The sequence below is a fragment of the Aquimarina sp. KJ22-3 genome (assembly GCF_055808215.1).
The window spans coordinates 2,170,383-2,195,367 of sequence record NZ_CM147859.1 but is presented as its reverse complement, the minus strand read 5'-3'; the positions used below and the strand labels follow the sequence as shown (position 1 = coordinate 2,195,367).

The following is a 24,985-nucleotide window of genomic DNA, read 5'->3' as shown; positions in this document are numbered from 1 at the left end:
CTTTGTTACACAAGTTCTTAAAGATCTTTTAAGTACTAAGACAATAATATTAACTAAAAAACACAATTATTATGTTACGTTGGACAGTCATTTTTATAATCCTAGCACTAGTAGCGGGAATATTTGGATTTGGAGGTATTGCTGCAGGTGCAGCTAGTATTGCCAAAGTTTTATTTTTCATTTTTATCGTATTATTTATAGTATCGTTAATTTTTGGAAAAAGATTTAAGGCATAATTAAATTTAAAATTAAACATATCATGAAAAAAGTTATAATAACCTTGTTTTCTTTTGTTTTTGTTGCAACTATATTAACAAGTTGTAGAGAAAAGAAAAGTACAGGAGAAAAAATAAAAGACGGAGTAGAAGAAGTTGGAGAAGGCATTGAAGAAGCAGCCGAAGAAGTAAAGGATGAAGTTGATGATGCAACTGATGGGAACTAAAAACGTATAGAAAAATTGTTGAGGATGAATAAACGGGTAATATCTGGGGTAGATTTTTTACCCGTTTATTATTATGTAAAATAAACAACCATGACATATGAAAAAAAACTCAGGCAAATACTTTCAAAACCTAAATCCTCAAAAAGTGGTAAAACTAGTTGTTCCACTATTTATAGCTTCTTTTATTGTAATGTGTATTTATTTCTTAATAATTTTTGAAACAGTTGTGGGCTAAACTATTTCATTTTATGAAAGCAAATCTTCCAAAAAACGAAAAATATTACATAAAAAAGTACGCCGATATAGGATACGCGACTAATTTTTATTTTGAGAAAAATAAAATAGTCAATAGTTTGACAAAATGCGCGCATAAGCCGAAGGATATTAGCATCGTAGCGCAACATCGCTTCGAGGGTATTAGAAATCCTGCCAACCTATCCATACTTTATATTATGGAAGATAGTGACGGTTACAAAGGCAGTTTTTTGGTTTCATATGGCGCCGCCGCTAATCAAGCTATAATTGAGTTTTTTAACCATGTCCCAGAACAAAACATTTCTAATAAAGCTTATATTATTTGATCCTATCTTATTAAATCAAAAGTTTTGAAAAAAAAGAGTCTATTTTTAACATTAGTGATTTCAGCAAAAAAATTATAAAATCCACTAGTATCGTCATCATTATGATATTGTGTACTTTTTTGATTCTTAAAGGTTTTAAAGTTTTATTGCTTATTTTGGCAGGTGTTTTATTTGCTACTTTTTTTCGAGGAATAGCCTCTGCAATAGAATCGAAACTCCCCTTCAACAGTGGTTTATCTTTATTCGCATCAGTACTATTAGTGGTAACAGTATTTTCATTAACCTTAGTTGGTATAGCACCTAGAGTTTCATCGCAAATGCAAATATTGGATAAAGAATTACCTCTAGCTGCTAAAGAAGCGCAGCAAAAAATAGAATCCAGCCCAGTGGGTTATTGGGTTATACAACAAATACGTATTTACAAAAAAAGTATGAACGAGATAACGAAAAACTCACACTATTTTTCAGTTCATTTTTTGGAGGATTAGCTGATATCTATATCATTTTCTTTCTTGGATTTTTCTTTATGATCCAACCAAAAATGTATAGTCGAGGAATTATCTTATTATTTCCTAAACCCAAAAGAGAAAGAGCCCACCAGGTAGTTTTGACCATGGGTTATACATTAAAGAAATGGTTGTTGGGAAAATTATTGTCTATGATAGTTGTAGGTGTTCTTACAGGTATAGGATTAGCAATACTTGGGGTGCCTCTGGCATTAACTTTAGCCATTTTTGCTGCACTTATCACTTTTATACCAAATTTTGGGCCAATTATAGCCCTAATTCCTGCATTTTTACTCGCATTTACGAAAGGGGTAGATCATGCTATTTACGTCTGTATTTTATATGCATTTATACAAGCCGTAGAGAGTAACATCATCACTCCTATCATTCAAAGGAAGATGATCTCATTCCCATTAGCTATGATTTTGATTGCCCAGGTTGTTCTAGGGATTTTTACAGGTGTATTGGGATTAATACTCGCAGTACCTGTAGTCGCCATCATTATGGTTGTAATAAAAATGGTATATATCGAAGACATACTAGGAGATTACTCCGTAGAAGTAAAAGGAGAAGAAAAATATATAAATAAAAAATTTGAACCTCAAAAACTAGAAGAATGAATAAAAAAAGTTTGAACAAAGAGAAAAAAGAAAAACTTTCCAGTCAGTTAGAAATGCCTCAAAAAAAGCTTCTTTTGAGGAAACCAAAGAAGCTATGCAAAAAGATCAAAAAACAAAAAAGTAAAAACTCTGAATTCATTTTTCCGGGTTTTTGGGTACTCCTGCACTATCTGGAGCCATAAATTTTAAAAAGTCCGCTGGGGTATGTAACAAATGAAATTCTGTATTTTGAATCAGAATAGAAAATTGAACTAAATGAGGATGGGTTTCTAATACTTTCAGCCAATCATGATCGTTGAGATGAATATCATCCGCATAGATTTCCGTAAAATCTGGGTGTTTTCTATTCACCAGTTTTTTAATTTCAACATTTAATTCGTCTGCGATTTCTACCCACTGCGTGGCCGTTACCTTTGTTTTTGCAGTATCGATACTTCTAACTTTCTTTTTGGATTCATTAATATATGCAAAGGTTTGTTTTCCTATAGAAGTATTAGAGTTATAAATTAATGTAAGTTGTTTGTTATCCGTTGAAAAAATTCCCATAATGATTTCGTATTTTTAGTAAAAATAGGATGTACTATAACAGGATCAAGATGCAATTCAACTAAATTTTAACGCATTTAATAAAAAAGATGTATGACTTTTTTAATTATCATATACGCAATCCTTACTCTGCTTGCTTTTTTCCATATTATTTTATTTGGTTCTAGACCTGTAAAGTCTCTAAGTTGGTTGCTTATTGTATTAATATTTCCTTTTATAGGTATACTACTATATATTGTATTTGGGATCAATAGAAGGAGAATAAAAATTTATAAACTCAAACAAACAGTTAGACGCCGACTTTATGATGACACGTTTCGTAATCATAAAACAAAAGAATCAGAACTAGAATTTGAGAATAAACAAGGTGAAAAATTAGCCAAACTCTTAAAAAATAGCTCCTATTTCGATGCTCAACCGGGAAATCATGTAAAGGTATTATACAATGGAAAAAAGACATTTGATACTATTTTTGGAGCTTTACAGAAAGCTGAAAAATTTATACATCTACAATACTACATTTTTGAAGAAGGAGATCTCCTTGATAGATTATATAAGTTATTCGAGGAAAAAATAAAGCAAGGTGTAGAAGTTCGCATTTTATACGATGCCATAGGTAGTTATGGTACTCGGAAAAAAATGAAAAAAAATTTAGAAGTATCGGAGCCAAGGTATACCCTATCTTACCTCTTCATTTTGGCAGTATTCTTTATACATTGAACTATAGGAATCACCGTAAAATTATTATTATCGATGGAACAGTAGGTTTTACCGGAGGGGTCAACATATCGGATAAATACATCAAACCAAATTCAGAACTTGGTATTTGGGACGACACTCACCTATATCTTAAGGGTCCCGTTATAGATAGCCTACATCGAGTTTTTATAAAGGATTATTATTTTGCTAGCAATGAAAAACTCCTATTGCAAGAAGAATATCTCCCGGAAATTAAAGAAGAAGGTACAATTACTGCACAAATTGTTGCTGGCGCTCCAGATGCAGATCATCCTGCTATTATGCAACAATACATAGCCATGATTAATCTTGCAGAAGATTATATTTACATATCGAATCCATATTTCATACCAAACAGTGCTATGCTAGAAGCCTTAAGAATTGCGGCTTTAAGTGGCGTGACTATAAAATTGCTTGTTCCTAGAAAATCAGATTCTTGGTTAGCAAAACACAGTATGTTGTCATTTTTTGAAGAGTTACTTTTTTTGGGAATAGAAATTTATCAACAAAAAGACGATTTCTTACACAGTAAAGTCATTGTAATGGATGGTAAAATTGCTTCTATTGGATCTGGTAACTTTGATCATAGAAGCTTTGAGCATAACTTCGAAACCAACGCCCTTATTTACGACCAAAATATAGCCGAAAATGTTTGCCAAAACTTCATCAAAGATTGTGAAGAAAGCGTTATTCTAAATTATGAAAGTTATAAAAAGAGGGCATTACACAGGAAATTATCCGAAGGTATAGCAAGATTCTTTAGTCCTCTTCTATAAGCAAGAGTAAATCCAAAACAAAAAAGCATATCTTCTTAATTTTTGTTAAACATTCTTTTGAGTTAAAGACTCTGTCATTTGAGTTCGTAAAGGGTACTTAATCTGGGTAATTTTGAAACCAGTAATAAATAAAAACTCAAAAAAAAATGAAAAAAATTACAGTACTATTAGCCTTCATGTTATGCACAACTTTAGCTAATGCCCAACAAGACACCGATAATAAAGTCCAATTTGGTGCTCGCGGAGGTGTTAACTTTTCTACGATTACTGGAAGTGATTTTGAAGACCCAAAATCGAGAACAAGTTTTTATGCGGGTCTTGTGGCAGAAGCTTTTATAGCAGAAAAATTTTCATTACAAGCTGAGGCTTTTTATTCGGGGCAAGGATTTGATATTGAAGAAACCTCTTTTGCCGGTGTCACCGTTACTCCATCAGCAGAATTTCAAGTCGATTATATTCAAGTTCCTCTTTTGGCAAAGATCTATCTTATTGAAGGATTAAACGTTCATGCGGGTCCACAATTTGGATTCAAAATAAACGAAGAAGTAGACACTGATCCTACCGGAGACGGTGGTGATTTTGACACTGATCAAATCAAAGATTTTGATTTCCAATTAGCGGCTGGAGCAGAATTTAAACTAACTTCTGGATTCTTTATCCAAGCTCGATACAGTTACGGTTTTTCTGAGGTAGTAGAAGATTCAGATGCCCATAATTCTGTATTTTCTGCGGGTATTGGATTTATGTTTTAAAAGCATATAAAGTAATGATGAACTAATTAAAAGCTTGTCTTTTTGAGGCAAGCTTTTTTGCGTTAATAACTATCTGTTTAGGGTTAAAAAATGTAGATGATAACGATTACTTTTCCAATCATAGATATCATAACTTACATCATGAAAAAGAAAATCTTTTTGTTCTTTCTAATTATCAATTCATTTAGTGTGATTTCACAAGATTATGATTACCTATTTGCATCCAGTCGAGTAGGCACTAAAGCCGGAGTCAATTTCACAAACATTGTGTCTTCATTAGAGGAGTTTGATAATACTCGGTTCAGAACAGGTTATTATATTGGTTTGGTATTTGAAGGAATGATAAACGAAAAGTTTGGGATCAATGTAGAGGCAATATACACTCGACAAGGATTTGAACTTAAAGAGAATGCTGCTCATCACAAATCGACAATAAAAATAGACTACATCCAGGTACCTATACTTACTAAAGCTTACTTGAGTAAAAGTTTCAATGTGCAAATAGGATTGCAAATGGGTTTTAAAATTGGAGATAAAATAAATAAAGAATTTTTTCCTGACTTAAATATGAGACCCATCAATAATTTTGACCTTCAATTAGTCTCTGGTTTAGAATATCTTTTAAAAACAGGTTTTTTTATTCAAGCTAGATACAGTTACGGTTTGTCTGAAATAATAGAAAGTTCAGATGCTCACAGTTCGGTATTTTCTACTGGTATAGGATTTATGTTTTAATCAATTATATAAATAAGTTTATTTAAAATAAAAAGCTTGTCTGTATTAGACAAGCTTTTTCAATTATTCCCTGTTTTGTTTTTTTACTATTAAATCTGGGTTCTTTTTATAACTAACATTTTTCTAATACTTCTAGTCTCTAATCATAATAGATTTCACATTAACGAACTCCTTAACCCCAAAACCACCATGTTCTCTCCCAAAACCTGAGTCTTTAACTCCTCCAAAGGGCATATTTGGCTCTGCCAATCCAAATGAATTAATAAATATCATTCCTGTATCAAAATTGTTTTCTGCTAATTTAATTGCTTTTTCAATATCCTCGGAAAATATTCCTCCCCCTAATCCGAACCTGCTGTCATTTGCGATGCGAAAGGCATCTTCATCATCTTTAGCTTTGATTAGTGATGCCACAGGTCCAAATAATTCATCATCATATGCAGGTTGACCGGGCTCTACCAATTCTAAAACAGTTGCAGGATAATAGAATCCAGCACCTTCAGGAATTTTTCCTCCACACAAGATTTCTGCTCCTTTTGATACACTTTCTACTACTTGATCATGCAGTTTATCCCGTAAATCTTCTCTAGCTATTGGTCCCATATCACTTTGATCAGAAAAGGGATCTCCAATTCGAATAGCTTTCATGGCAGCAACAAAGTTATCTTTAAAGGATTCATAAACTGAGTCTACTACTATAAACCGCTTTGCAGCGATGCAAGTTTCTCCGTTATTATAAATACGACCTTTAACACACATTTTTACCGCTAGATCTATATTCGCATCCTCAAGAACAAGATAGGCATCATTACTTCCTAATTCTAGTACTGTTTTTTTAACTGGACTCCAGCTTTTTTTCCTATTTCTTTACCTGCTATTGAACTTCCTGTCAATGTAACACCTTTCACTAGATTATTTTTTATTACATAATCTGATTGTTCATGGTCAATAATTAATAGTGTAAACAGACTTTTTGGAAGATCGGAATCGTTAAATACTTTTTCTAAAATTTTAGCAGATCCTGTCACGTTTGAAGCGTGCTTTAGTAATACACCATTTCCTGCCATAATGCTTGCAACTGCATATCTAATTACTTGATAAGAAGGATAATTCCACGGTTGTATTCCATAAATTACACCTAAAGGACTGTAGGTAACTATTCCTCTGCCGCCATTTAAAAGTTTTCTCTCTTGATTTTGAAGTGCACTAGGTCCGTTTTCTGCGGTATACTCACAAATTGCTATACACAAATCAATTTCTTGTTCGCTTTGTGATAACAGCTTACCCATTTCACTTGTCATCATCTTAGCAAGTTCGCTTTTATGAATCTTTAAGTTTTTACCGATGCTTAGTATAGCATTAGCTCTTTCTTCTAAAGAGGTATTTCTCCATTGTAAGAAAGCCTTATTACAATTTTCTATGCTGTCGGTCAATTGTTCGTCTGTGATATACTGATGACTTGCAAGTTCCTCTCCAGTAGCTGGATTTATAGTGGTGATAATATGTTCTTCAGTTGTAGTTTCCATTATTGTTTAATTACTTAATTATAAAAAATTAGTTTCTTTCTATTGTTGCTCACTAGGCATGATATAAACATCGTTTATATTAACTCTTTCAGGTTGGGTAATAGCATAGTAAATTGCATCCGCAATATCTTCTGCCTCTAATGTAGTCATCTCTTTCATAGCTGACATTTTCTCCAAAATTTCTTTATCGGTAATCGTGTCCAAAAGCTCTGTAGAAACTGCACCTGGCTCGATAGAAGTTACGTTTATTCCATATTTAGGAGCTAGCTCTTGTCGTAATCCTTCCGAAAACATTTTAACCGCTGCTTTTGTTGCGCAATAAACAGCTCCTCCAGGGAAGTATTTATAAGCTGCAGTAGAAGATATATTAACAATATGCCCTCCTTTATTTTTTATAAGTGTTGGTAGTATCGCTGCGACTCCATTAAGTACACCTTTAATATTAACTTCGACCATCGTTTCCCACTCATCGGTTTTCAAATTCTTAATGTACGATAATGGCATTAAACCGGCATTATTGATGATCCCATTAATAGTTTTATATTCTTCCAGAGTTTTAGACACAACCTTTTCGAAATCTTCTTTTTTGGTAACATCAGCTGTAACCACAAGTGCTTTCCCTCCGTTTCTCTCTATTTCGTCCTTCAGTTTTTCTAACTTTTCCTCTCTTCTAGCTGTTAAAACCACTCTAACATTATTTTTTGCAAGTTTTAAAGCTGTGGCTTTTCCTATACCGCTTGAAGCCCCTGTTATGATAAAAACACTATTATCTAATTTCATAATTATTAATTTAAGATTATTACATGTATTTACCCAAAGATGCATTATCATAAGGATAGTTCTTGTCGTGATCCAAACCATTATTAACCCATCTCAAAACAAAATGTAGTAAGTAAAAACAGCACAATTTCGTATGAGATAATTATTAAATGATTTGCATTACACATAATGGAAGAAAAAAAGAACTTTACCTCCTAAAAAAATTAATTATGGAACGCATACTTATAGCAGGAGCCAATGGAGCTGTTGGAAAAAAAATTGTGAAAATTTTAGAACACTCCCCACTTTATACTCCTGTAGCAATGATCAGAAAGAACGATCAAAAAGAACAATTTGAAGGTCGAAATATAACTACCGTACTAGCCGACCTGGAGGGTGATATTTCTGGGGTCACTGTAGGTATTGACAAAGTAATATTTGCTGCTGGTTCTGGCGGAAAAAAAGTGGTAGCTGTGGACCAAGAAGGGGCAAAAAAACTCATTGATCAATCTAGTGAAACGGGAGTCAAAAAATTTATCATGCTCAGTTCTATGGGGGCAGACTCACCTCAAGATGCAGATCGACTAAAAGAATATTTAATGGCAAAACATAATGCCGATGAACATTTAAAGAACAGTAATGTAAACTTTACTATCATAAGACCAGGGAGTTTAACTGATAAATCTGGTACAGGTAGGATTGTTTTAGACAAAAGGCTGAAAGAATCTGGAAAAATTAGTAGAGATGATGTAGCACAAGCATTGGTGGAGTCGCTACCTGACAATATCGCAAACAATGTCATTTTCGAAATCCTGGAGGGTGATCATTTAATTGCTTCAGAAATAGCTAAAACAAAAACGATGTAATACTGAAGAAATTTATTCTTCTCAAAATCATATTTTTAACTTTATCCCCCCTCTAAGGTAAAAACTATTTTGATCGTTTATTGTTAAAACATCTTCTCTATTTTCATTACGCAATCTAATATCATTAATCAATGTTACTCCTGTATAGGTATAGAATAAAAGATGCTTCGTAAAATAGTGTTCATATCCAACTCCAACCAATGCAGTTGTCATTGATATATTCGCGGCGTTTTTGACTTCCTGCTCCTGTTGATTGAAAAATACTTGATTATTCTGAAGGTTAGCGAAAAAACCGTCAAGGGTCACAAATCCTTGAAGTATATTGCTTTGATTAAAATAATATTTAACATTCGTTTTGGGAACTCCCAAGACAAAAGACCAAGAAGGATGAAATTGCCTAAAATAATTCACAAAAGGAAGCGGAAAAGGTCTACCAGCAGTAGTAGAATATCTTAACCCTAGAATTAAACGCCAAGGTTTCAAAAGATCATCTTTCATTTTATTTTTAACAAAATAAAATGAACCTGTAAACAAAAGATCATCTGTAATAAGTTTGTCTTGCTCAAAATTTGAAGCAGCAATCATACCTGCTCTTGTAGCAAATCTCCAATTGTTTTTTAATGTAAAGGTAATTCCTATATTCACCTCAAAAGAACTAAATCTTTCTAGATTATCAGTATTAAAAGTTGTTTGATCACGATATATAAAATTGATGTTTCTATACTCCAATCCGGGTACCAGATAACTTCCTTTATTATTTAGTTTTATGGGAAAATTAGCCAAAGCTCTAAATCTTCTAAAAGAGTTATCGCTGTCTTTTTGTGGAAAATACGTATATTCTATTCTGGCCAAATCACTAACCTGTGCCAAGATAGATACTTCACTTATGATTATAAATAATAGAATTAGTATACTACTTCTCATAGGCTTAGAACTTAAAAGCAAATGCAAATGAGAAACGTGCCCCATCTTCTCCAAAGAACAGGTTGAACGTACTATTGATGGCATCTGCGCTATTTACCCAAAAACCACCACCTACATCACTATGCCATTGATTTCGATCTTCGGTATCTACAAGCCATACTCTTCCTGTATCTACTCCTGTAAAAAGCCCTATTTGAAGCGGAAGCACTCTAGTTTTAAATTGATCAAAACTATATCTTATATCAGCGCTACCCGCGAGTGATGACTGTCCAGAAAAACGTTGATTACGATATCCCCTAAGCAAATTCTCTCCTCCTATTTGAGCAGACTGATAAAACTCGTACAATCGGCCTATATTAAATTGGCCTTGCGCCGCGGTTTTTAATACCCACTTTCGATTACGAGACAACGCGTTATAAAAACTTAAATGAGGTTTAATATATCCAAAGGTTCTTTCTGTATTTTCAACATTCATTCTACCCCCAACATTAACTTCGAATTTCATCCCTCTGGTAGGGTTTACATTTACATCATAACTTTCATATCGATAGGTTCCATCAAGACCTGCAAACCATTTTCTATCAAAAATTTCGGGATCATCAAAGTTAACTTCGGTAGTTATAAAACGATCTGGAGTATCGTCTACTTTTATCCCTTCAAAAGAAGCTGTATACTCGAAGTAACTTCCTAATCTACCATTTTTAACAGCTCCTATCAGAGTTCTGTAGGTGCTTAATTTCACCCTATTGTAATCGAAATCAAGATCATCTTGATTATTGTCTGTATCATTTCCAAATCCAAAAAAGTTTACAGCAAAATTGGGACTAGTGTATCTTCCTCCTATCAATAAATTGTAATCTCCCAAAACTCCAGAGAACTCTCCTTTATACTCTAAATCGAATCCTTGTGTAGCAAAATAATATCCTCCCGAAATTTTATGTGTTGCTGTAAAAGGATTTTGCTGGAATCCTTTTATAGAAACAATACCTGTAGGTCCGATTCGTAAACCGTCATCTGGGTTAAATCCAACAGCTGGTATTATCGAAGTGGCTTTTAAAACATCTTCATCTTTATTAAAATGGTTTATTCTATAATTATCGGTAAATTTAAATGCGGCTCCTCCTCTTTTTTCTACTGTATTGGGTTTACTTTTATGATCATATACTTTTACACGTCTTCCTTTTTTAATGTTATAAATATCATTGTTTTGCCCCCCAATAATTCTTAATTTAATAGGATTCTCCGGTTTTCCATGAACTTCGATACTATCATCATCATCCAAAGCATAAATCCAAATTTCTTTAGTATCTTTTTTATGGTAAACACGATCACTTACAATATCCGCTTTTTTCCCTTCTTAATCCTATAAATTGTGATTTTGGTCTTCCCATTTTCTTGTCGCTCTATATCTACGTAATCATCCTTATCCGTTCCTGTAACAATAACTAAATCTGATAAGTAATTATAATAACGATTAGCAATGTCTGTGATGTTGTTTCTTCTTTCTTTTAAACTATACTTTATATGTTGTAGATCTTCTCCCTTTGCTTCTGAAGGTATATTCTCGAATGCCTTATCGATAATTTCATCAGATAGGTTTTCTTTTATAAATCTTGCTTGCTCTAACCATTCTTCTCTACCACTATTTTTGATCAAGGTACGATCCAGGCGAGTAGCAGAAGTATTTAACCATTTTACATCCTTTAATTCTGCATCATAACGCTGGAATTGATTGGCAAAGCCAAATAATCCACGTAGCGCACCCATGAATCCACCATCAAAATTCGAAAAAGCCTGATCCCTGTCTCGCGGTATGGGTTTAAAGATATGATCTCCATTCTCTAATTCATACTCTGCCCAGCGCCATTGATCTTCATGCCTGTCCCAATCACCGATTAGCATATCAAACAATCTTGCTCGTATATAAGAGGATTCCTCAATCTTGTATTTTTCGTCCCTGCGTAATCGTTCGTAAACATCTGATGTACTCTCTATATCATCTGGTTTTCCAAAGGAAGATAGGTTTTTATGGTTTTCCTCTGGTCTTTCTACAATCATGTATAATTCATCTCCATGATCTATGTTGTATTTACCCAGGGCTTTCTGCTTGGGCACATAATATATCTTTGGATTCGTATGGAACACCCCAACAGCATCTGATAACATTGGTATTACGGTAAAAATATAGGGATGAGATGCTGTATAAAAGTCTTTTAATATATCCTCAGAAACTGTATTTTCTAATGATTCCTCGACATAATTATCCTTAAAAATAGTGGACTGTAAAAATTTAACTCCGCTTTTTTTAAGTGCTCTCATATTGTATTCTCGCCCATCTTTGGCCTTTAATCGTAGTGATCTAGTTTGATGCCCTCCTCCTTTCCGAACTACCTCTAATCCACCATAAAGTGTATCCAAAATAGCTACCCTGGCCTCGATTTTTGTTCCGTACAAATCTCTATAGTGATCCCCCCAGATACTTTCATAAAAATCAGTTTTTTCATTGGATTCTGGTTCATAGACCGAAGCTTGAATTGTTGCTGGATACTTAGGTGGTAGCATGTTTAAATCATACTCAACGTTAGGCCCATAAATTTCCTTACTGTAAAGAAGATATGGTTCGTTGTCTCGATTTCCATAATATGATACCCATGTTGACCCATTTTTATAGATGTCCAGTTTTGCAAAACCTTGTCCTCCATAGGCAAAAAGTCCGTCATTACTCAAGGTCGCATACGAGTTTTTTGCACCAGCACCAGAAACAATTTGTTTGATACCCTCGTGTTCAATGTATTGCAATGAGTGTTCATGTCCTGAAGCAAATATGATTCTTTCTGCTCCCTTTGCTAGAGTCTCTAGCCTTCTTACTAATGACTTATATTGTTTATTCTGATTATCCTGTGTTGAAATCCCACCTGCCGTACGTATTTGCATAGCAAGTGAACCTAAAATTGGTAATGGAATTTTCTTCTGTGAAGGAAATAAATGTTTGACCGGAGCGTACTGCCCTCCATGTACTCCATTGGTGTAAAGAGGATGGTGTAATGCAAAAAGAATAGTTTTATTTTGATTTTTCTTCAATTCACTTTCCACCTCCAAGAACATTGCTTCTCTAGTCTTTATCTCTGGACAATTATCATTAATGGTTGGGTGCTTATCCCAATCCTCGAGATACCACTGAGAGTCTAAAATAATTAATTGAATGTTTTCTGAGATTTCTATGCTCTCAAGGGCACATCCCGTTTTTGGTTTGAACAGCTTTTTATCGTCTAACCGATCCTCAAAATACTTTTCTTCTCGTTCTAATCCTTTCAAGCCCTCGTTATACCAGTCATGATTACCGGGTATAAAATACACTTGTCCACCAAAATCTTGTACTGCTTCTATTTGAACATCCAATCGGTGCTCTGCAATCTCACGATCCTTTGCATCTTTTTTGGGCATTCCATCTGGATATATGTTATCTCCCAAAAAAATGGTGTAGTTTCCTTTTTGGGGATGAACTGAAAGATATTTTTTTAAGATTGTTAAGGCAGGAGTACTTTTTTCGGCCTTAGCATAACCAGCATCTCCAATGAGGTAAAAGGTTTTCTCAATCTCGCCTTCATTAGGTGTGGCTTCATTGAATTCTTCTCTGTATTTAGGTTCATATAGTGCGCAACTAGATATAAGCAGAGCAACACATAAGAACATTACGTATTTATAATTCATTAAGATCTTTTTTTAGCTTGAAATAGTTTGTGAAATAAATGCTTCCCATTCTGAAAATTTTTCTTCAGACATGACTCGTTCCATTTTTACCTGCCCTCCTTTTTTCTTTTGCGCTCCGCTCCATTCTGCAAATAGCTCAACAGGAACTTTGGTAACTTTAACTCCCTTCAATGCTTTATTTCTGGCTACTTTGTAGTTTTTGTTTGCATCTTTAAGGCTTTTATCCAGTGTAATGGCCAAAGTTTCTTCATCAATTAGAGTGTCGGTACCCAAATACCAATGGTGATAAAACTCATTATTAATTCGAGTAGCAGCCAACGTAAATTCCGGGATTTCGGTATCAAATTTCTCTTCTATTTCTCTCAACGCTGCGTTCATTTTATTAACTGATAATTGAGATCCGACTACATTTAGAAAAAACTTAGTTCTACCGGTAATTTTAATTTCAGCTCTCTCGATATCTGTAAATTCTATGGTATCACCAATAATATATCTCCATGCACCAGACACCGTACTAATCAACAACACATAATCCTGACCCATCTCAACATCAGCCAAAGTGATAGATGGTGCATCTTGCTTCAGAGACCCGTCTTGGTTAATGTATTCCGGTTGAAAAGGCACAAACTCAAAATAAATCCCATTATCCGTTATAAGTTTCATTGCGTCGGTTTCGGGTCTTTCTTGATAAGCTATAAAACCTTCGGAGGCAAGATAGGTATCGATAACCGTGATAGGATGTGCTAAGAGCTTATTAAAACTTTTCTCGTAGGGAGCAAAAGCGACTCCTCCCGAAGTATATACTTGTAAATTGGGCCATATATCATGAATGGTATCCGCATTATGATAATCAATTACTTTTTGTAACATCAACTCCATCCAGGAAGGAATACCACTCAATGCTCCTATATCCCAATCTTTTGCTTTTTCTGCAATACGTAGTACTCTTTTGTCCCAGTCGTCAATTTGAGCAATTTGATTTCCTGGTTTATAATACCCTTCAAACCAAAATGGAATATTGCTAGCGCTAATACCACTAATTTCACCTTCTAAATGCCCATCTTTCTCTTTTAAATCTGTAGAACTACCTAACATCATGATTTCTTTTTCAAAAAATGAAGCTGGTAGATCAAAATTAGACAATGCCTCTACCTGTTTAATTCCAGCTTGTCTAATCGCTGTAATCATATCTTCAGTCACAGGTATCCGCTTACTTTTCTTACCAGTAGTTCCAGAACTGAGCGCAAAATAATCTGGATTTCCTGGCCAGGTTATGTTTTCTTCTCCTTCAATAACTCTACGCCACCATGAACTATGTAATTGATGATAATCAAAATAAGGAACTTCTCTTGCAAAATCTTCTTGAATTTCATCGGATTGAAGAATTAACTCGAAACTATATTTTTTACCAAATTCGGTATGTTTAGCCTTTTTCAGCAAATCGAGAAGAACTTTCTCCTGAGCTTCTATATGATTGGGTTCAGAGGAAAGCGCTCCTTTTAAATTAATTACTCCTTTTACTATTGATCCAATAATTTCCATATGATTTAGTTATTTTGTTATGATAGGTTCTACAACTTTTCCTGCAACATCAATTTCGGCAAACGCCAAGATAAAGGCTACTACAGAGAGAATGATCCCTGCGGTAAATACGATATATGTAATTTTAAGCAGGGTATATTTTTTCTTAAGCACAAGACCTAATAGATACAGATCTTTTGTAAGCATTTTATAAACATATGATTTGTCATTAATTACCTCGTCAATCGCTTCTTGATACCTCTCGTAGGACATCTTAAAAAAATTCCCGAAAAACAACAGATTAACTTTACGGTTCCTTACTTGTTCTTTGGTAAACTCACCTCCTGTAACTTTTGGTTGAGTAGACATTATGGAAAGTATAATTGCAGCCACACTGAATAGCACCAATATCAAACTAGGAATCATCAAGTGACGATTGGACGGAGCGTCCAATTTTGGAATTAAGTTCGCTAACGCCAAGGAGATAATAATCGCATTTACAGAGAGAAGAATATTCGCTTTGGTATCTGCGATATCACTCAACTTAATATGATTACGCAAGGTTACCCTATACAAGGTCTGTATTCCTCTTTCAGGACTTTCATGTTTGTATTTAGCTTTTAATTTTGCTTTTAAATCTTCTTTTTCTCTTTTTTTCTTCTCTTTTTCTTTTTTTTAAGAATGCCGAGTAGGTTTTTGTTTTTTTCTGGTTCCCAATGTTCAATAGCATACCTAGTATAATATTGATGCTCTTGGGTAAACAATTTTGTATTTTCTTCTCGCCATTCTTTGGCAGAGTATTCTCTCCCTTGCGCCAATAGTATCTCTTGGCGTAGCAATTGGCTTACTTCTTTAAAATAATTTTTGGCAAGATGAGAAGTATCAGCATCTTTAAGTATTTCTTCCAAAAAAGAATTTGGTTTTGTATCCAATTTAGTAGCTAGAATACAATTCTTAACTAGTGTAATTTTTTCCTTGTCTACTCCATTTTCAATACAAAAAGACTCAGCAATCTCTGCGCTTTTCAGTTCATGATCCTTTTCTCCATTGATATAACCTGTATCATGAAACCATGCGGACAATAAAACGATTTCTTGATTTTTCTCCTCAACTTCAGAGTTATCCATAATCTCTTTTGCCGAGTTTACAACTCTTTGCGTGTGCAAATAATTATGATAGAGGTACTTTTTCGGAAGCTTATTTTTAAAAAGTTCAAATATATATTTTTCAGATTTTTCTAGTATTGATTCCATTATGATTGATTTTTAGGTAGTTGCGAAATATGGATTACATATACAGCTACTAATTGCCCTCTAATTCCCTAGCAAGAGACAAAATTTCGTCAGGAGACAAGTATAATTTTCTTATACGATCTTTATATACCATAGGGAAATTACCATTATTCAGAATGAACCTTTTCGTTTCAACAATGTATTGTTGCATTTGATGCGTTATCGCATATACATCTGCTATTCTCTCGGCTTCCCTAATATGATTTTGAGAGAAAAAATAGCGTATACCAAACCAAATAAGATTAATGGTATTTCTATTTTTATAATCCATTATGTGACCTAATTCATGCCCTAACCAACCTATTAAAACGTTTTTTGGTATATCAGCTAATGGTAATTGCATACCATCGATTTTAAAAACTTTGCTGATCAAAATCACGTACTCTCTTTTCCCTTTGCTCTTGATAAGTGATGAAAATTTTGGTTGTGCCTTCATGAAAGATTTTTTTAATGAAGGTTTGAGCTTAAATTCGATTCTGGTTTCAGCCAGTTCTGGATAATATGAAAGTGCTGTACCTACCTCGTTAATAAGAGCTTCAGGTATAATTTTGTTTTTTAGATGTATGTTATTTGAAATTGCCATAATATAGTTGGAGGCTAAAATGCAAAAGCCTGTAAGTATTAGTTTTATTGAAATATAGATTCTGTACATTTTACTTAAGAAAGATAGTATTATGATAGCAGTATCTTTAATTCATATGATAGAAAGGGTAACTCTTTTGGTGGATTAAATATCGATAAGAAAGACAATAAGGCTCTTTTTTTAAAGTGTATCAAAATACTTATCCAAATACTGAAGTCGATTAAGTAACCAAGTTGTCATATAATCAAAATGGTCTTGTAAACTAATTCTGGATAACCATACCATTTGCTCTCTTTCATAAACTTTATTATCAAAGAAATAGTCATATTGTTCTTGGATCATTTCAAACAAATTGTCATTGCTAAGTTGTTGCCTACGAAGATTACTCCATCTTTCTTTGAGTCTTCTCCTAAAATTGTTAGGGTTAGTTTTCATCAAACGATCAAATAACCCGTTACTTAAAATATCGTCTGTAGTTGATATTCTTTTTCCATCCTGAATTGTTCCTAAAACACCATCTAAATCCCATGGAATATTAAAATAAGGGCTCTTTTTGTCGTATCTCGCTACATAAAAGTTTTTACCTAAATTATCTGTGGCGCGCAGCAGATTTACAAATAGAAAATAATCAATAGCATTATCCAGGTTGAATTTTTTAGAGACTTTCTTTTTGAAAACAAAATCCTTTGATTTAACAACAAATCTTGTGAATTTATAAATATTTTTCCATTGTACTTTGTAGTTTTTATATGGATATTCTATCTCGTATCCTGCCCAATGCGGAAAGATGTTCTTATATTTTGGAGCAACCCTGTAAGATGGAGCTCCATTGTAGCTTGATGCTTTAAACAGTTCTCCTTTTATCTTTTTCTTATTGTATTTTTTGAGCTGTAGTAGTTTTCTATCTACTTGTTCCATTAGCGCATAAATCCCAATATATTTTTCATTCAGAAACACTTCGGTAAAATGTAAATCGACTCCACTTTTGGCATCTTTTTCTTGATCCAAATAATGAGGTTGGTGAATCGACAACCATAATTTATTGGCTAAAAAAGAACGTAATCGCAATGGCTCATTATATAAACCATCTAATACCCAATCATCATCATTTCGCAAATCACCAAATTGAAGATCAACTGATTTTTGTTCTTGATCATCTTCCCAAAACTCTAGATCATAGGTCTTTTTTGGAAATTTTAAAGATATATTACCTCGATATTCTATTCCAGGTGATGCGCTTACAATAGTATCTCTATTCGCAAACGAAAATTTTGCAATAGTTTTAGGGTCATCCCTAATGGTATCTGTTGTTATCTTTATAATAGGTAATTGAGTTATATAAATCCTGAACTCGGTTTCGGCATTTTTTGCTTGAAGCCTTTCCTGGTAAGACAACTCTTTTAAAGAAAATATAAACTTCTGCCCTTTATTAAATTGTACTTGGACGTCCTTATTAGAAGAAAGAGAAGAAAAATCCGTAAGGTCTACATTCCAAACGATAAGATTATTCTCGTAATCTATCCCATAACTTTCAGTCTTTGGAATAACTTCATGATAATTTTGAGCCACAGTTTGTTGTGTACCTATAACAACAATAGATGTAATTAATAATAGCGTTATTTGCTGTAGGTACTTTCTCATGTTACAAAAATGCATTAGAAATAAAGCAAAGTATAACGCTATTCCGATATATCTTGACTGGATCCATAATCTCTTATTAAAGGGTTAGATGATTTTGTACAGGAGAATATAGATAAATTTAGACGCCTAGTATTCTTTTTTCTATACTTTTCTTCTATACTGAAGGTTGAGATTCTAGTTTAAACGATGAGTATTTTACGAAATATAAACTACTTGGAATCATAATGGTTGATCGAATGTATTATTATTGTCTCGATAAGTGCTACAAAAGTTTACGAATGTTGGATTTAAGACCGCAAAAAATATGGGTTCAATGGTAAACACTATCATTTCAATTTTATACTAATTACAACTGCTATATTTCTGGAACGTTGTGCAACATCACCTAAACCATGAATGCAAGAAAAAGTAATGATAAAATAATTAACATGTGTTTCATAAGAACCTAAGGCTATAGATGATATCATACTCTTGTGTTTTTATTGTTTGGATAGAAGTATCAATAAACAGGTTAAATTACGGTTCGAGTGATCCGTAGAAAGCAAATTGTTAGGTTACATTTAATAAGTTTTTTAAAAACTAGAAACTTAGTTTAGAAATTTGTGGGTTTGTAAAAATTCAAAATACAACTTTACAAATAGAAAATATTACGAAGACCTTGATCCTAAGAGATTTTTTAACCTATTACACAAACTCCCCCTCGACCAACATCGCGTCAAACCTAACCCACTAACCTCGATGGCCCTCCCCACAAATTTTTATCGACCAACGGCACTCGGTAGCTACTCCGCACAGATAGGTCACCCTCCCGAGCACTAGGTGTATCGATCAGTGGTATAGGGAGATGCTTCCGCGCAAGGTAAAAAGAAGCCCGCGTACCAAACCGGGGCGTCCGCATGGCGCGGAGACCCCAACCCAGTGCGCGGGCCAGTAATAGTAAGCTTTTAAAGAATATGAGAACTTAAAAAGTATCTAATTCTTACAACCATCAACCATCAACTATGAACAAGTCTCACCTACGTCGGTATCGGCTTATGTATCCTTTGTAACGCTCCGGATCTTTTCTAAAAGCATATTTACCCGTATCTCTAATCTCATCCATCGCTTCTTTAAGGTGGGTAAACGCACGGTCACGAATGTTCTTGGCTTTAGAATTGTCTAAAGTTGTACCATTAGCTTTGGCTAATAGCTCGGCCAGGTCGTCTGACTTTTGTTCAGCAACATCAAAGCGTGACAGGTCATACTTAATAGCTTCAAATTCGTTGGCATTTGCATTTCCCAGCACACTGATATCCATCAAATCCTGGATCATATCAGCATTACCATCGCCTCCTGCAATAGTGCGTACTCGCCCTAATAGATCTGGGCGTTTTCTAAACGCAAAACGCATATCAGCCAACAGATCGTTTCTAAACTCATAAGCTTTGGGTGACTCTTCTCTCCAGGCCTTGGCAGCTTCTTCCTGGCTATAACGTTCCTTGTTCCAAATGGCTTGTGCATATCGGCACGCTCCTGTTCGTATTGGTAGATCGATTACATATTTGCTCCAATCTAACCCTATACTAACTAGTACTTGTTTATCTTCTTGCGCCCAAACAAATAAGTCTTCGGCTTCTTGTGTAGTGACATCTACGGGTTGTGATGGTGCTTTAACTAATTCTTGGGGTATGTTTTCTAATTCGATTAATTTCTTTTCAAAATTTTGTTTGGACATTCGTATTATATATTTATGGTTTATACTTGATATAAGTTGTGAGGGGGCTTTTTTTGGAAATGGTACTTCGACTCGATGATCTGGTTTCTGAGCCTGACGAAGAACACCCTTCGACCCTTCGAGGACCTCAGGGTCCGCAGGGTTCGACATTACAGAGGGCTGAGGCTCTCGAAGCCCGACGAGCTCAGTAGCCACGGAGTCGAAGCCCGGCTACTACAGAAACAAAAACATCAATAATTAACATAGATCATTTTTGCTTCGTGGTCCAACCCAGGTTCGTTATAGTCGATCACACATACATAAGAGCCCACGGGTACCATGCTGCCATTATAAGTACCATCCCAGGCATCGCCGGGACCGCCATAATGGGCACTGAATAACAAGCGTTGGTTCAGGTCGTATATCTTGACCACGTTGTTCTTATATTTTTCAAGATCTTCGATCACCAAGGTATCTGCAATGCCATCGGCGTTGGGTGAAAACCCTCTATTAAAATTCTCAATAAGCTGGGAAAGGATACTTTCCGTTGATATTGATATAGATCTAAAGCCGCCCCAACCATTATCTTTATAAGCTTGTATTCTACCTGTGGGTACCACAAGGTCAATTTGGTGTCGATTTGCATTGGCGAAGGCAGTGGCATCAAGTGCTGGTGGATCATTGGCTTCTACCGTTACCAAGCTAAGGTCAGGATTGTTATAAAAAGCGTGGCTATCTATACGTTCCACACTGTTCGGTATAGCAATAGCTGTCAATTGGTTGTTACCGAACGCTAGTTCTCCGATACTGATTACAGCGGATGGAATCTCAATACTAGCCAGTTCTTTATTTTGAAAAGCATTTTCTTTGATAGCGGTCACTGTATAGGGTTCCCCACTATGATCCACTGTTTCAGGAATACTCACGTCTTTGGCCATGCCAATATAGTCCACCACCATAACTTCAGTTCGAGAGGTAATTCCGTATTTTATGTCATCAACGGTAAAGATTCCGTTGCTGATGGATCTGAACCCGTGCCACCCATTATCTAAATACTCCTGTTTCTTGCCAGTGGGTATAACAAGGTCTATTTGGTCACGATTTGGATTTGTAAATGTATCCTCATGGAGCGATGGAGGATCGTTAGCCTCCACTGTCATCAAGTGAAGGTCTGGGTTATTCTGAAAAGCATACAAATCAATGTTTTTCAGACTACCTGATATGGTTACCTCTGTCAATTGGTTGTCAAAAAAGGCCTGGTAACCAATATGTTCCACATTTGCCGGTATAGTAATCTTTGTTAGTTTATTTCGGGAAAAGATCCACTGTTCAATCCTGGTCACACCATTAGGTATGGTGACCTCCGTTAATTCGTTATGTCCAAATGCCCGTTGCCCGATACTAGTCACACTTTCTGAAATCTTAACACTGCTCAATTGGTTTTGCCAAAATGCATCTTTCCCAATACTTTTCACATTGCCTGGTATGTCAACCTCGGTCAATTGATTATATGCAAAAGCAGACTCTCCTATATAGGTCACACCTTCGGGTATGGTGATCTCTGTCAATTGGTTGTCTGCAAAAGCACCTTCCCCGATCCTGGTAACACTTTCTGGAATTTGTACAGTGTTTAATGTTCTGTCAACCCGTTCCGTTTCATCCGTAAAACTCCTTGAATCTGTATTCCGCATAGCATTATCCCCTATAGCCGTGACCGTATACATATTGTCATTCTCACTGTTTGGGAGGTAATGGACTTCTGAGGGGATTTCTACATGACCTCCGGTAGGAACTCCGCTAAGGCCTATATAATTTTTGAGCATTACTTCATTGGGGGATGTCGATGTGACTTCCCATATAAAGCCACTATTATTGTGTTCTTGGCCAATGAGCGAAAAGATGTCATTAAAACCTGTCCACCCTGCATCTTTATAAGCTTGCACCCTATCCTTGGGCACGATCACCTTTATTTTGTCGTGACGATATGGATACTGAAAGGCATCTGCATCGAGCGTCGGTGGTTCATGGGCCGTCACTGTCACTCGATTAATATGCCGTGTATAAAAGGCACGGGACCCAATACTTTTCACAGTCCCCGGTATCACAACCGTTAGCAAAGTTGGATTCAGAAAAGCATCATCACCTATAGCAGTCACCGGATAGGTACCCCCATCAATCTCCACCGTTGGAGGAATGGTCATATTAAAGCCTACGCCAATATTGCCAATCACTGTTACTTCGTTTGGAGTGTCAATAATTCCGTATATAACGCCATCCAAGATAATGGCTCCAGAGGTGATGCTCATAAAACCTAAGTCCTTCCAGCCTGCATCTTCATAAGCTTGGATACTAACAAAGGGAACCACAAGGGCCATTTTTCGGGTAGGGCCCTGTGGAGTATTAAAGGCTGTTTCATCAATTTCTGGTGGTGGATTGCCTTGGGATCTCACAATGAGGTCTCCGTTCCCAAAAAAAGCCCCGGGCCCAATATATTCCACATTGGCTGGTATGGTCAGCTCTTCTAAACCGTTGTTACCGGAAAAGCCCCACCTCCTGATATGGGTGACACTGTTCGGTATGTCTACCTCGGTCAATTTATTGTTAGTAAAAGCCCCAAGTCCAATAGTGGTCACTGTGTTGGGTATGGTGACATGGGTCAGCCCCTTTCCTATAAAAGGTCGAATAACACTCCCCTGAAAAGTATCGGTATCTTCACCAATGAGGGTCACTGTGTAGGTTTCACCATCATGAAGGACCGTTCCGGGGATGTCCACCTCTGTGGCCGAACCCTCATAAACCACAATCCTAATTTCGGGTGTAGTGATTGAAGTAATTTCGTATTTAATGGCATCAACCGTAAATTGATCCCCTACATTTTGGCCATATCCAGCCAGGCTCATCCATACCATAATAATGGTGGATATTATTAATTGTACTTGCTTTTTCATGTTGGAAAGTTTTTAGTATGAACTTTTGAATATTATTTTATAACAAAAAACCTTTACAAAAAGAAAGTACCCAACAATTAGTGCCCAACCTTGTTAAAAACGGGATGTTATATAGTGTTTTGGGGACAATGGGAATCTAGCAATCCCCTTTGGTGATCTAACATTAAGCCTTAGAAGCTAAAATTTAGGCAAGATGGTTCGAACTTTAGTCTATCAAAGTTTAAGCTTGAATCTTTTTGAGTTCTTAGGGTAACACTTTTGGGTTTACAAGCACTTACAATTAGTTACAAACAATTACAACTCCATATAGGAGAAATATAGTTACCTTTAATAACTATATACATACGTTGTGTGTCATTGTGTCATTGAATAAAATGAAATTGAAAGAATTAATCCCAAAGAATAAAAGTGATATAGAAACAGCCAATAGATTGAAAAACTATTCTTACCAAGAAATAAAATCTATTGTTCCAGAATTATTGGAATGGATTCAAGATTTGAACTGGCCTGTTGCTGAACCAGTAGCTGAATATTTAAAGTCAATTTCTGAATATCTAACTGAAGACATCATTAAAATTTTAAGAGGGAATGATGAAACTTGGAAGTATTGGTGTGTTTCTATTTTTGGAATTAATCCTACCAAGTCAGTTGATCCAGAATTAATGAAAGAATTTATGCGGATTGCAAACAATCCAACTGAAGAAGAAATTTCGGAAGAAGTATACGAACTAGCTCAGGAATTGATTAATAATAAATGAAAACGAAATTGAAGAAATTTAATCTGACTTTATCTCTTTTCGGAGTATTAGTAACAATATTTTTTATGTCTTGTAACAATGGAGATTATTTACAAGAGTACAAGAACTATGATGAATTCAGTGAGATTAAAAACCCAAGATTAATAGGTTGGTTTCCTATCGAGTTAATAAAGTCGGACGCTTTCAATATCAAAAATGTATCTTATCTGAGTACAAAATGTGTATTCGGAGTTTTTGATTATAAAAATGACAAATTGTATGATTCTATATTCAAAACGGAAAATTATATTGACAAAAAATATGATAGAATACTTCAATCTCAAATCGGATTAGTTAAAAATATCATTCCTGAATGGTTTCCAAAAGTGGACCATTGGAATGTTAAACAGAATGGAATTATTCTCTTTGATAATTGTTATGCTTATCGTGACTTGAATAAAAAACAGATATATTACTTTCATCCTGAAGAAGAAAGTACTTTAATCAACGGAAAAAGATATCCTGGAATAAGAAATACTATTAGATAAAACGAACACACAACAATTTGTATATTGCATATGCCGCCTTCGGCAGGCAAACGTAACATACAAGAGACGTTAGGTAATATTAGAACTTAAGAATGAAGAAAATCATATTAATTGTATTTATAGTTATACTTTCAACTCAAACTTTTGCTCAAAAAATATTTGGAGAAGGAGTTATCAATATTAGATTCAATGCTAATACAATTGTTGAATTTTATGACTCTATAGAAAGTGATTCTCCAACAAAAATTATGGAATTTTTTGACAATAAGTCAACTAAAAGTTGGGATATCAAAGATTTGGAAATGCATAGAAAATGGACTAATGCAATAATCCATCTCGATTATTCTATTTTCGAGTTCCAATACACACAAATTATTGATAACCGTATTGAAATTGTAGCAAACACAGAGACTGGAAAAAAATATTGGATAAAGAAAACTGATAATATAGAAATTAAACCCTGGTTTGAATACCTTTCTGGAATGTTTACAATTGGTTTGAAAAAAATTACCCACAAAAATTCCATTTAGAGCCCAAAAA

At 34.9% G+C, this 24,985-nt stretch carries 25 protein-coding genes and 1 pseudogene; 13 read left to right on the top strand and 13 right to left on the bottom strand.

The window, feature by feature from the left end:
• The first annotated feature begins 71 nt into the window (after window positions 1-71).
• The 5 genes from AC0L3Q_RS09930 to AC0L3Q_RS09910 all read left to right on the top strand — a co-directional run bounded on the left by AC0L3Q_RS09930 (window position 72) and on the right by AC0L3Q_RS09910 (window position 2,149).
• The gene (locus AC0L3Q_RS09930; protein ID WP_073316526.1) at window positions 72-236 is read left to right on the top strand and encodes a DUF1328 domain-containing protein; all 165 of its coding nucleotides are present in this window, start codon (window positions 72-74) and stop codon (window positions 234-236) included.
• Between the two features lie 23 nt (window positions 237-259).
• Complete coding sequence (locus tag AC0L3Q_RS09925; protein WP_073316525.1) at window positions 260-442, top strand: hypothetical protein; 183 nt, start codon at window positions 260-262, stop codon at window positions 440-442.
• A gap of 248 nt (window positions 443-690) precedes the next feature.
• Window positions 691-1,023, top strand: coding sequence for a hypothetical protein (locus tag AC0L3Q_RS09920; protein WP_073316524.1), 333 nt, complete (start codon window positions 691-693; stop codon window positions 1,021-1,023).
• A 119-nt stretch (window positions 1,024-1,142) separates the two neighbouring features.
• Window positions 1,143-1,511: a hypothetical protein gene (locus AC0L3Q_RS09915; protein WP_473287056.1), complete on the top strand. Its 369-nt coding sequence runs from the start codon at window positions 1,143-1,145 to the stop codon at window positions 1,509-1,511.
• Window positions 1,418-2,149 (top strand): AI-2E family transporter, encoded by a 732-nt coding sequence (locus AC0L3Q_RS09910; protein ID WP_473286425.1) that lies wholly within the window; start codon window positions 1,418-1,420, stop codon window positions 2,147-2,149. The genes AC0L3Q_RS09915 and AC0L3Q_RS09910 overlap by 94 nt, the downstream gene beginning before the upstream one ends.
• Window positions 2,150-2,284: 135 nt before the next feature.
• Here AC0L3Q_RS09910 and AC0L3Q_RS09905 read toward each other — a convergent pair whose 3' ends face one another.
• Entirely contained in the window at window positions 2,285-2,695 is a 411-nt protein-coding gene (locus AC0L3Q_RS09905; protein ID WP_473286424.1) for an arsenate reductase family protein, read from the bottom strand.
• Window positions 2,696-2,788: 93 nt separating this feature from the next.
• Between AC0L3Q_RS09905 and AC0L3Q_RS09900 the strand changes: the two genes are divergently transcribed.
• From AC0L3Q_RS09900 to AC0L3Q_RS09885, 4 genes are all read left to right on the top strand, one after another.
• The gene (locus AC0L3Q_RS09900) at window positions 2,789-3,415 is read left to right on the top strand and encodes a PLDc N-terminal domain-containing protein (RefSeq protein ID WP_473286423.1); all 627 of its coding nucleotides are present in this window, start codon (window positions 2,789-2,791) and stop codon (window positions 3,413-3,415) included.
• Window positions 3,355-4,209 (top strand): cardiolipin synthase, encoded by an 855-nt coding sequence (cls, locus tag AC0L3Q_RS09895; protein ID WP_473286924.1) that lies wholly within the window; start codon window positions 3,355-3,357, stop codon window positions 4,207-4,209. Before AC0L3Q_RS09900 ends, cls begins: the two co-directional genes overlap by 61 nt.
• A 146-nt stretch (window positions 4,210-4,355) precedes the next feature.
• Entirely contained in the window at window positions 4,356-4,961 is a 606-nt protein-coding gene (locus AC0L3Q_RS09890) for a porin family protein (protein WP_073316520.1), read from the top strand.
• A gap of 141 nt (window positions 4,962-5,102) precedes the next feature.
• Window positions 5,103-5,696: a porin family protein gene (locus tag AC0L3Q_RS09885; RefSeq protein WP_473286422.1), complete on the top strand. Its 594-nt coding sequence runs from the start codon at window positions 5,103-5,105 to the stop codon at window positions 5,694-5,696.
• A gap of 132 nt (window positions 5,697-5,828) precedes the next feature.
• On the opposite strand, the pseudogene AC0L3Q_RS09880 reads toward AC0L3Q_RS09885, so the two are convergent.
• Window positions 5,829-7,222 (bottom strand): annotated as a pseudogene (locus tag AC0L3Q_RS09880) (NAD-dependent succinate-semialdehyde dehydrogenase).
• A gap of 39 nt (window positions 7,223-7,261) precedes the next feature.
• The gene (locus AC0L3Q_RS09875) at window positions 7,262-8,002 is read right to left on the bottom strand and encodes an SDR family oxidoreductase (protein ID WP_473286421.1); all 741 of its coding nucleotides are present in this window, start codon (window positions 8,000-8,002) and stop codon (window positions 7,262-7,264) included.
• Window positions 8,003-8,211: 209 nt separating this feature from the next.
• Between AC0L3Q_RS09875 and AC0L3Q_RS09870 the strand changes: the two genes are divergently transcribed.
• Window positions 8,212-8,847 carry an SDR family oxidoreductase gene (locus tag AC0L3Q_RS09870; RefSeq protein WP_473286420.1) on the top strand — a complete coding sequence of 212 codons (636 nt, stop codon included), beginning with the start codon at window positions 8,212-8,214 and terminating at the stop codon, window positions 8,845-8,847.
• Window positions 8,848-8,874: 27 nt separating this feature from the next.
• Here AC0L3Q_RS09870 and AC0L3Q_RS09865 read toward each other — a convergent pair whose 3' ends face one another.
• From AC0L3Q_RS09865 to AC0L3Q_RS09820, 10 genes are all read right to left on the bottom strand, one after another.
• Window positions 8,875-9,771 (bottom strand): DUF6268 family outer membrane beta-barrel protein, encoded by an 897-nt coding sequence (locus AC0L3Q_RS09865; RefSeq protein ID WP_473286419.1) that lies wholly within the window; start codon window positions 9,769-9,771, stop codon window positions 8,875-8,877.
• A 4-nt stretch (window positions 9,772-9,775) separates the two neighbouring features.
• On the bottom strand, window positions 9,776-11,053 hold the full coding sequence (locus AC0L3Q_RS09860; protein WP_473286418.1) for a ShlB/FhaC/HecB family hemolysin secretion/activation protein: 1,278 nt from the start codon (window positions 11,051-11,053) through the stop codon (window positions 9,776-9,778).
• 50 nt (window positions 11,054-11,103) lie between these two features.
• Complete coding sequence (locus AC0L3Q_RS09855; protein ID WP_473286417.1) at window positions 11,104-13,482, bottom strand: metallophosphoesterase family protein; 2,379 nt, start codon at window positions 13,480-13,482, stop codon at window positions 11,104-11,106.
• Window positions 13,483-13,494: 12 nt separating this feature from the next.
• Window positions 13,495-15,024 carry a GH3 family acyl-acid amido synthetase gene (locus tag AC0L3Q_RS09850; RefSeq protein WP_473286416.1) on the bottom strand — a complete coding sequence of 510 codons (1,530 nt, stop codon included), beginning with the start codon at window positions 15,022-15,024 and terminating at the stop codon, window positions 13,495-13,497.
• A gap of 9 nt (window positions 15,025-15,033) precedes the next feature.
• Entirely contained in the window at window positions 15,034-15,546 is a 513-nt protein-coding gene (locus tag AC0L3Q_RS09845) for a Pycsar system effector family protein (protein ID WP_473286415.1), read from the bottom strand.
• Between the two features lie 89 nt (window positions 15,547-15,635).
• On the bottom strand, window positions 15,636-16,256 hold the full coding sequence (locus tag AC0L3Q_RS09840; RefSeq protein WP_473286414.1) for an HD domain-containing protein: 621 nt from the start codon (window positions 16,254-16,256) through the stop codon (window positions 15,636-15,638).
• A gap of 49 nt (window positions 16,257-16,305) precedes the next feature.
• Complete coding sequence (locus tag AC0L3Q_RS09835; protein ID WP_139241996.1) at window positions 16,306-16,878, bottom strand: hypothetical protein; 573 nt, start codon at window positions 16,876-16,878, stop codon at window positions 16,306-16,308.
• Between the two features lie 180 nt (window positions 16,879-17,058).
• A complete protein-coding gene (locus AC0L3Q_RS09830; RefSeq protein ID WP_473286413.1) occupies window positions 17,059-18,519 on the bottom strand; it encodes a CotH kinase family protein in 1,461 nt (486 codons plus the stop codon).
• A 1,012-nt stretch (window positions 18,520-19,531) separates the two neighbouring features.
• Entirely contained in the window at window positions 19,532-20,233 is a 702-nt protein-coding gene (locus AC0L3Q_RS09825; protein ID WP_473286412.1) for a hypothetical protein, read from the bottom strand.
• A gap of 230 nt (window positions 20,234-20,463) precedes the next feature.
• Window positions 20,464-23,160 (bottom strand): leucine-rich repeat protein, encoded by a 2,697-nt coding sequence (locus AC0L3Q_RS09820; protein ID WP_473286411.1) that lies wholly within the window; start codon window positions 23,158-23,160, stop codon window positions 20,464-20,466.
• A 380-nt stretch (window positions 23,161-23,540) separates the two neighbouring features.
• Here AC0L3Q_RS09820 and AC0L3Q_RS09815 point away from each other — a divergent pair, with 380 nt between their 5' ends.
• The 3 genes from AC0L3Q_RS09815 to AC0L3Q_RS09805 all read left to right on the top strand — a co-directional run bounded on the left by AC0L3Q_RS09815 (window position 23,541) and on the right by AC0L3Q_RS09805 (window position 24,975).
• Entirely contained in the window at window positions 23,541-23,918 is a 378-nt protein-coding gene (locus AC0L3Q_RS09815) for a DUF5071 domain-containing protein (protein ID WP_473286410.1), read from the top strand.
• A 65-nt stretch (window positions 23,919-23,983) separates the two neighbouring features.
• Window positions 23,984-24,445 (top strand): hypothetical protein, encoded by a 462-nt coding sequence (locus tag AC0L3Q_RS09810; RefSeq protein WP_473286409.1) that lies wholly within the window; start codon window positions 23,984-23,986, stop codon window positions 24,443-24,445.
• 92 nt (window positions 24,446-24,537) lie between these two features.
• On the top strand, window positions 24,538-24,975 hold the full coding sequence (locus AC0L3Q_RS09805; RefSeq protein ID WP_473286408.1) for a hypothetical protein: 438 nt from the start codon (window positions 24,538-24,540) through the stop codon (window positions 24,973-24,975).
• The last annotated feature ends 10 nt before the right edge of the window (window positions 24,976-24,985 follow it).

Bases quoted from the DNA above. Each gene is read 5' to 3' on its own strand.
- AC0L3Q_RS09930 (WP_073316526.1), top strand. From the start codon at position 72: ATGTTACGTTGGACAGTCATTTTTATAATCCTAGCACTAGTAGCGGGA.
- AC0L3Q_RS09925 (WP_073316525.1), top strand. From the start codon at position 260: ATGAAAAAAGTTATAATAACCTTGTTTTCTTTTGTTTTTGTTGCAACT.
- AC0L3Q_RS09920 (WP_073316524.1), top strand. From the start codon at position 691: ATGAAAGCAAATCTTCCAAAAAACGAAAAATATTACATAAAAAAGTAC.
- AC0L3Q_RS09905 (WP_473286424.1), bottom strand. From the start codon at position 2,695: ATGGGAATTTTTTCAACGGATAACAAACAACTTACATTAATTTATAAC.
- AC0L3Q_RS09900 (WP_473286423.1), top strand. From the start codon at position 2,789: ATGACTTTTTTAATTATCATATACGCAATCCTTACTCTGCTTGCTTTT.
- AC0L3Q_RS09890 (WP_073316520.1), top strand. From the start codon at position 4,356: ATGAAAAAAATTACAGTACTATTAGCCTTCATGTTATGCACAACTTTA.
- AC0L3Q_RS09885 (WP_473286422.1), top strand. From the start codon at position 5,103: ATGAAAAAGAAAATCTTTTTGTTCTTTCTAATTATCAATTCATTTAGT.
- AC0L3Q_RS09875 (WP_473286421.1), bottom strand. From the start codon at position 8,002: ATGAAATTAGATAATAGTGTTTTTATCATAACAGGGGCTTCAAGCGGT.
- AC0L3Q_RS09870 (WP_473286420.1), top strand. From the start codon at position 8,212: ATGGAACGCATACTTATAGCAGGAGCCAATGGAGCTGTTGGAAAAAAA.
- AC0L3Q_RS09865 (WP_473286419.1), bottom strand. From the start codon at position 9,771: ATGAGAAGTAGTATACTAATTCTATTATTTATAATCATAAGTGAAGTA.
- AC0L3Q_RS09855 (WP_473286417.1), bottom strand. From the start codon at position 13,482: ATGAATTATAAATACGTAATGTTCTTATGTGTTGCTCTGCTTATATCT.
- AC0L3Q_RS09850 (WP_473286416.1), bottom strand. From the start codon at position 15,024: ATGGAAATTATTGGATCAATAGTAAAAGGAGTAATTAATTTAAAAGGA.
- AC0L3Q_RS09840 (WP_473286414.1), bottom strand. From the start codon at position 16,256: ATGGAATCAATACTAGAAAAATCTGAAAAATATATATTTGAACTTTTT.
- AC0L3Q_RS09835 (WP_139241996.1), bottom strand. From the start codon at position 16,878: ATGGCAATTTCAAATAACATACATCTAAAAAACAAAATTATACCTGAA.
- AC0L3Q_RS09830 (WP_473286413.1), bottom strand. From the start codon at position 18,519: ATGAGAAAGTACCTACAGCAAATAACGCTATTATTAATTACATCTATT.
- AC0L3Q_RS09825 (WP_473286412.1), bottom strand. From the start codon at position 20,233: ATGTCCAAACAAAATTTTGAAAAGAAATTAATCGAATTAGAAAACATA.
- AC0L3Q_RS09820 (WP_473286411.1), bottom strand. From the start codon at position 23,160: ATGAAAAAGCAAGTACAATTAATAATATCCACCATTATTATGGTATGG.
- AC0L3Q_RS09810 (WP_473286409.1), top strand. From the start codon at position 23,984: ATGTCTTGTAACAATGGAGATTATTTACAAGAGTACAAGAACTATGAT.
- AC0L3Q_RS09805 (WP_473286408.1), top strand. From the start codon at position 24,538: ATGAAGAAAATCATATTAATTGTATTTATAGTTATACTTTCAACTCAA.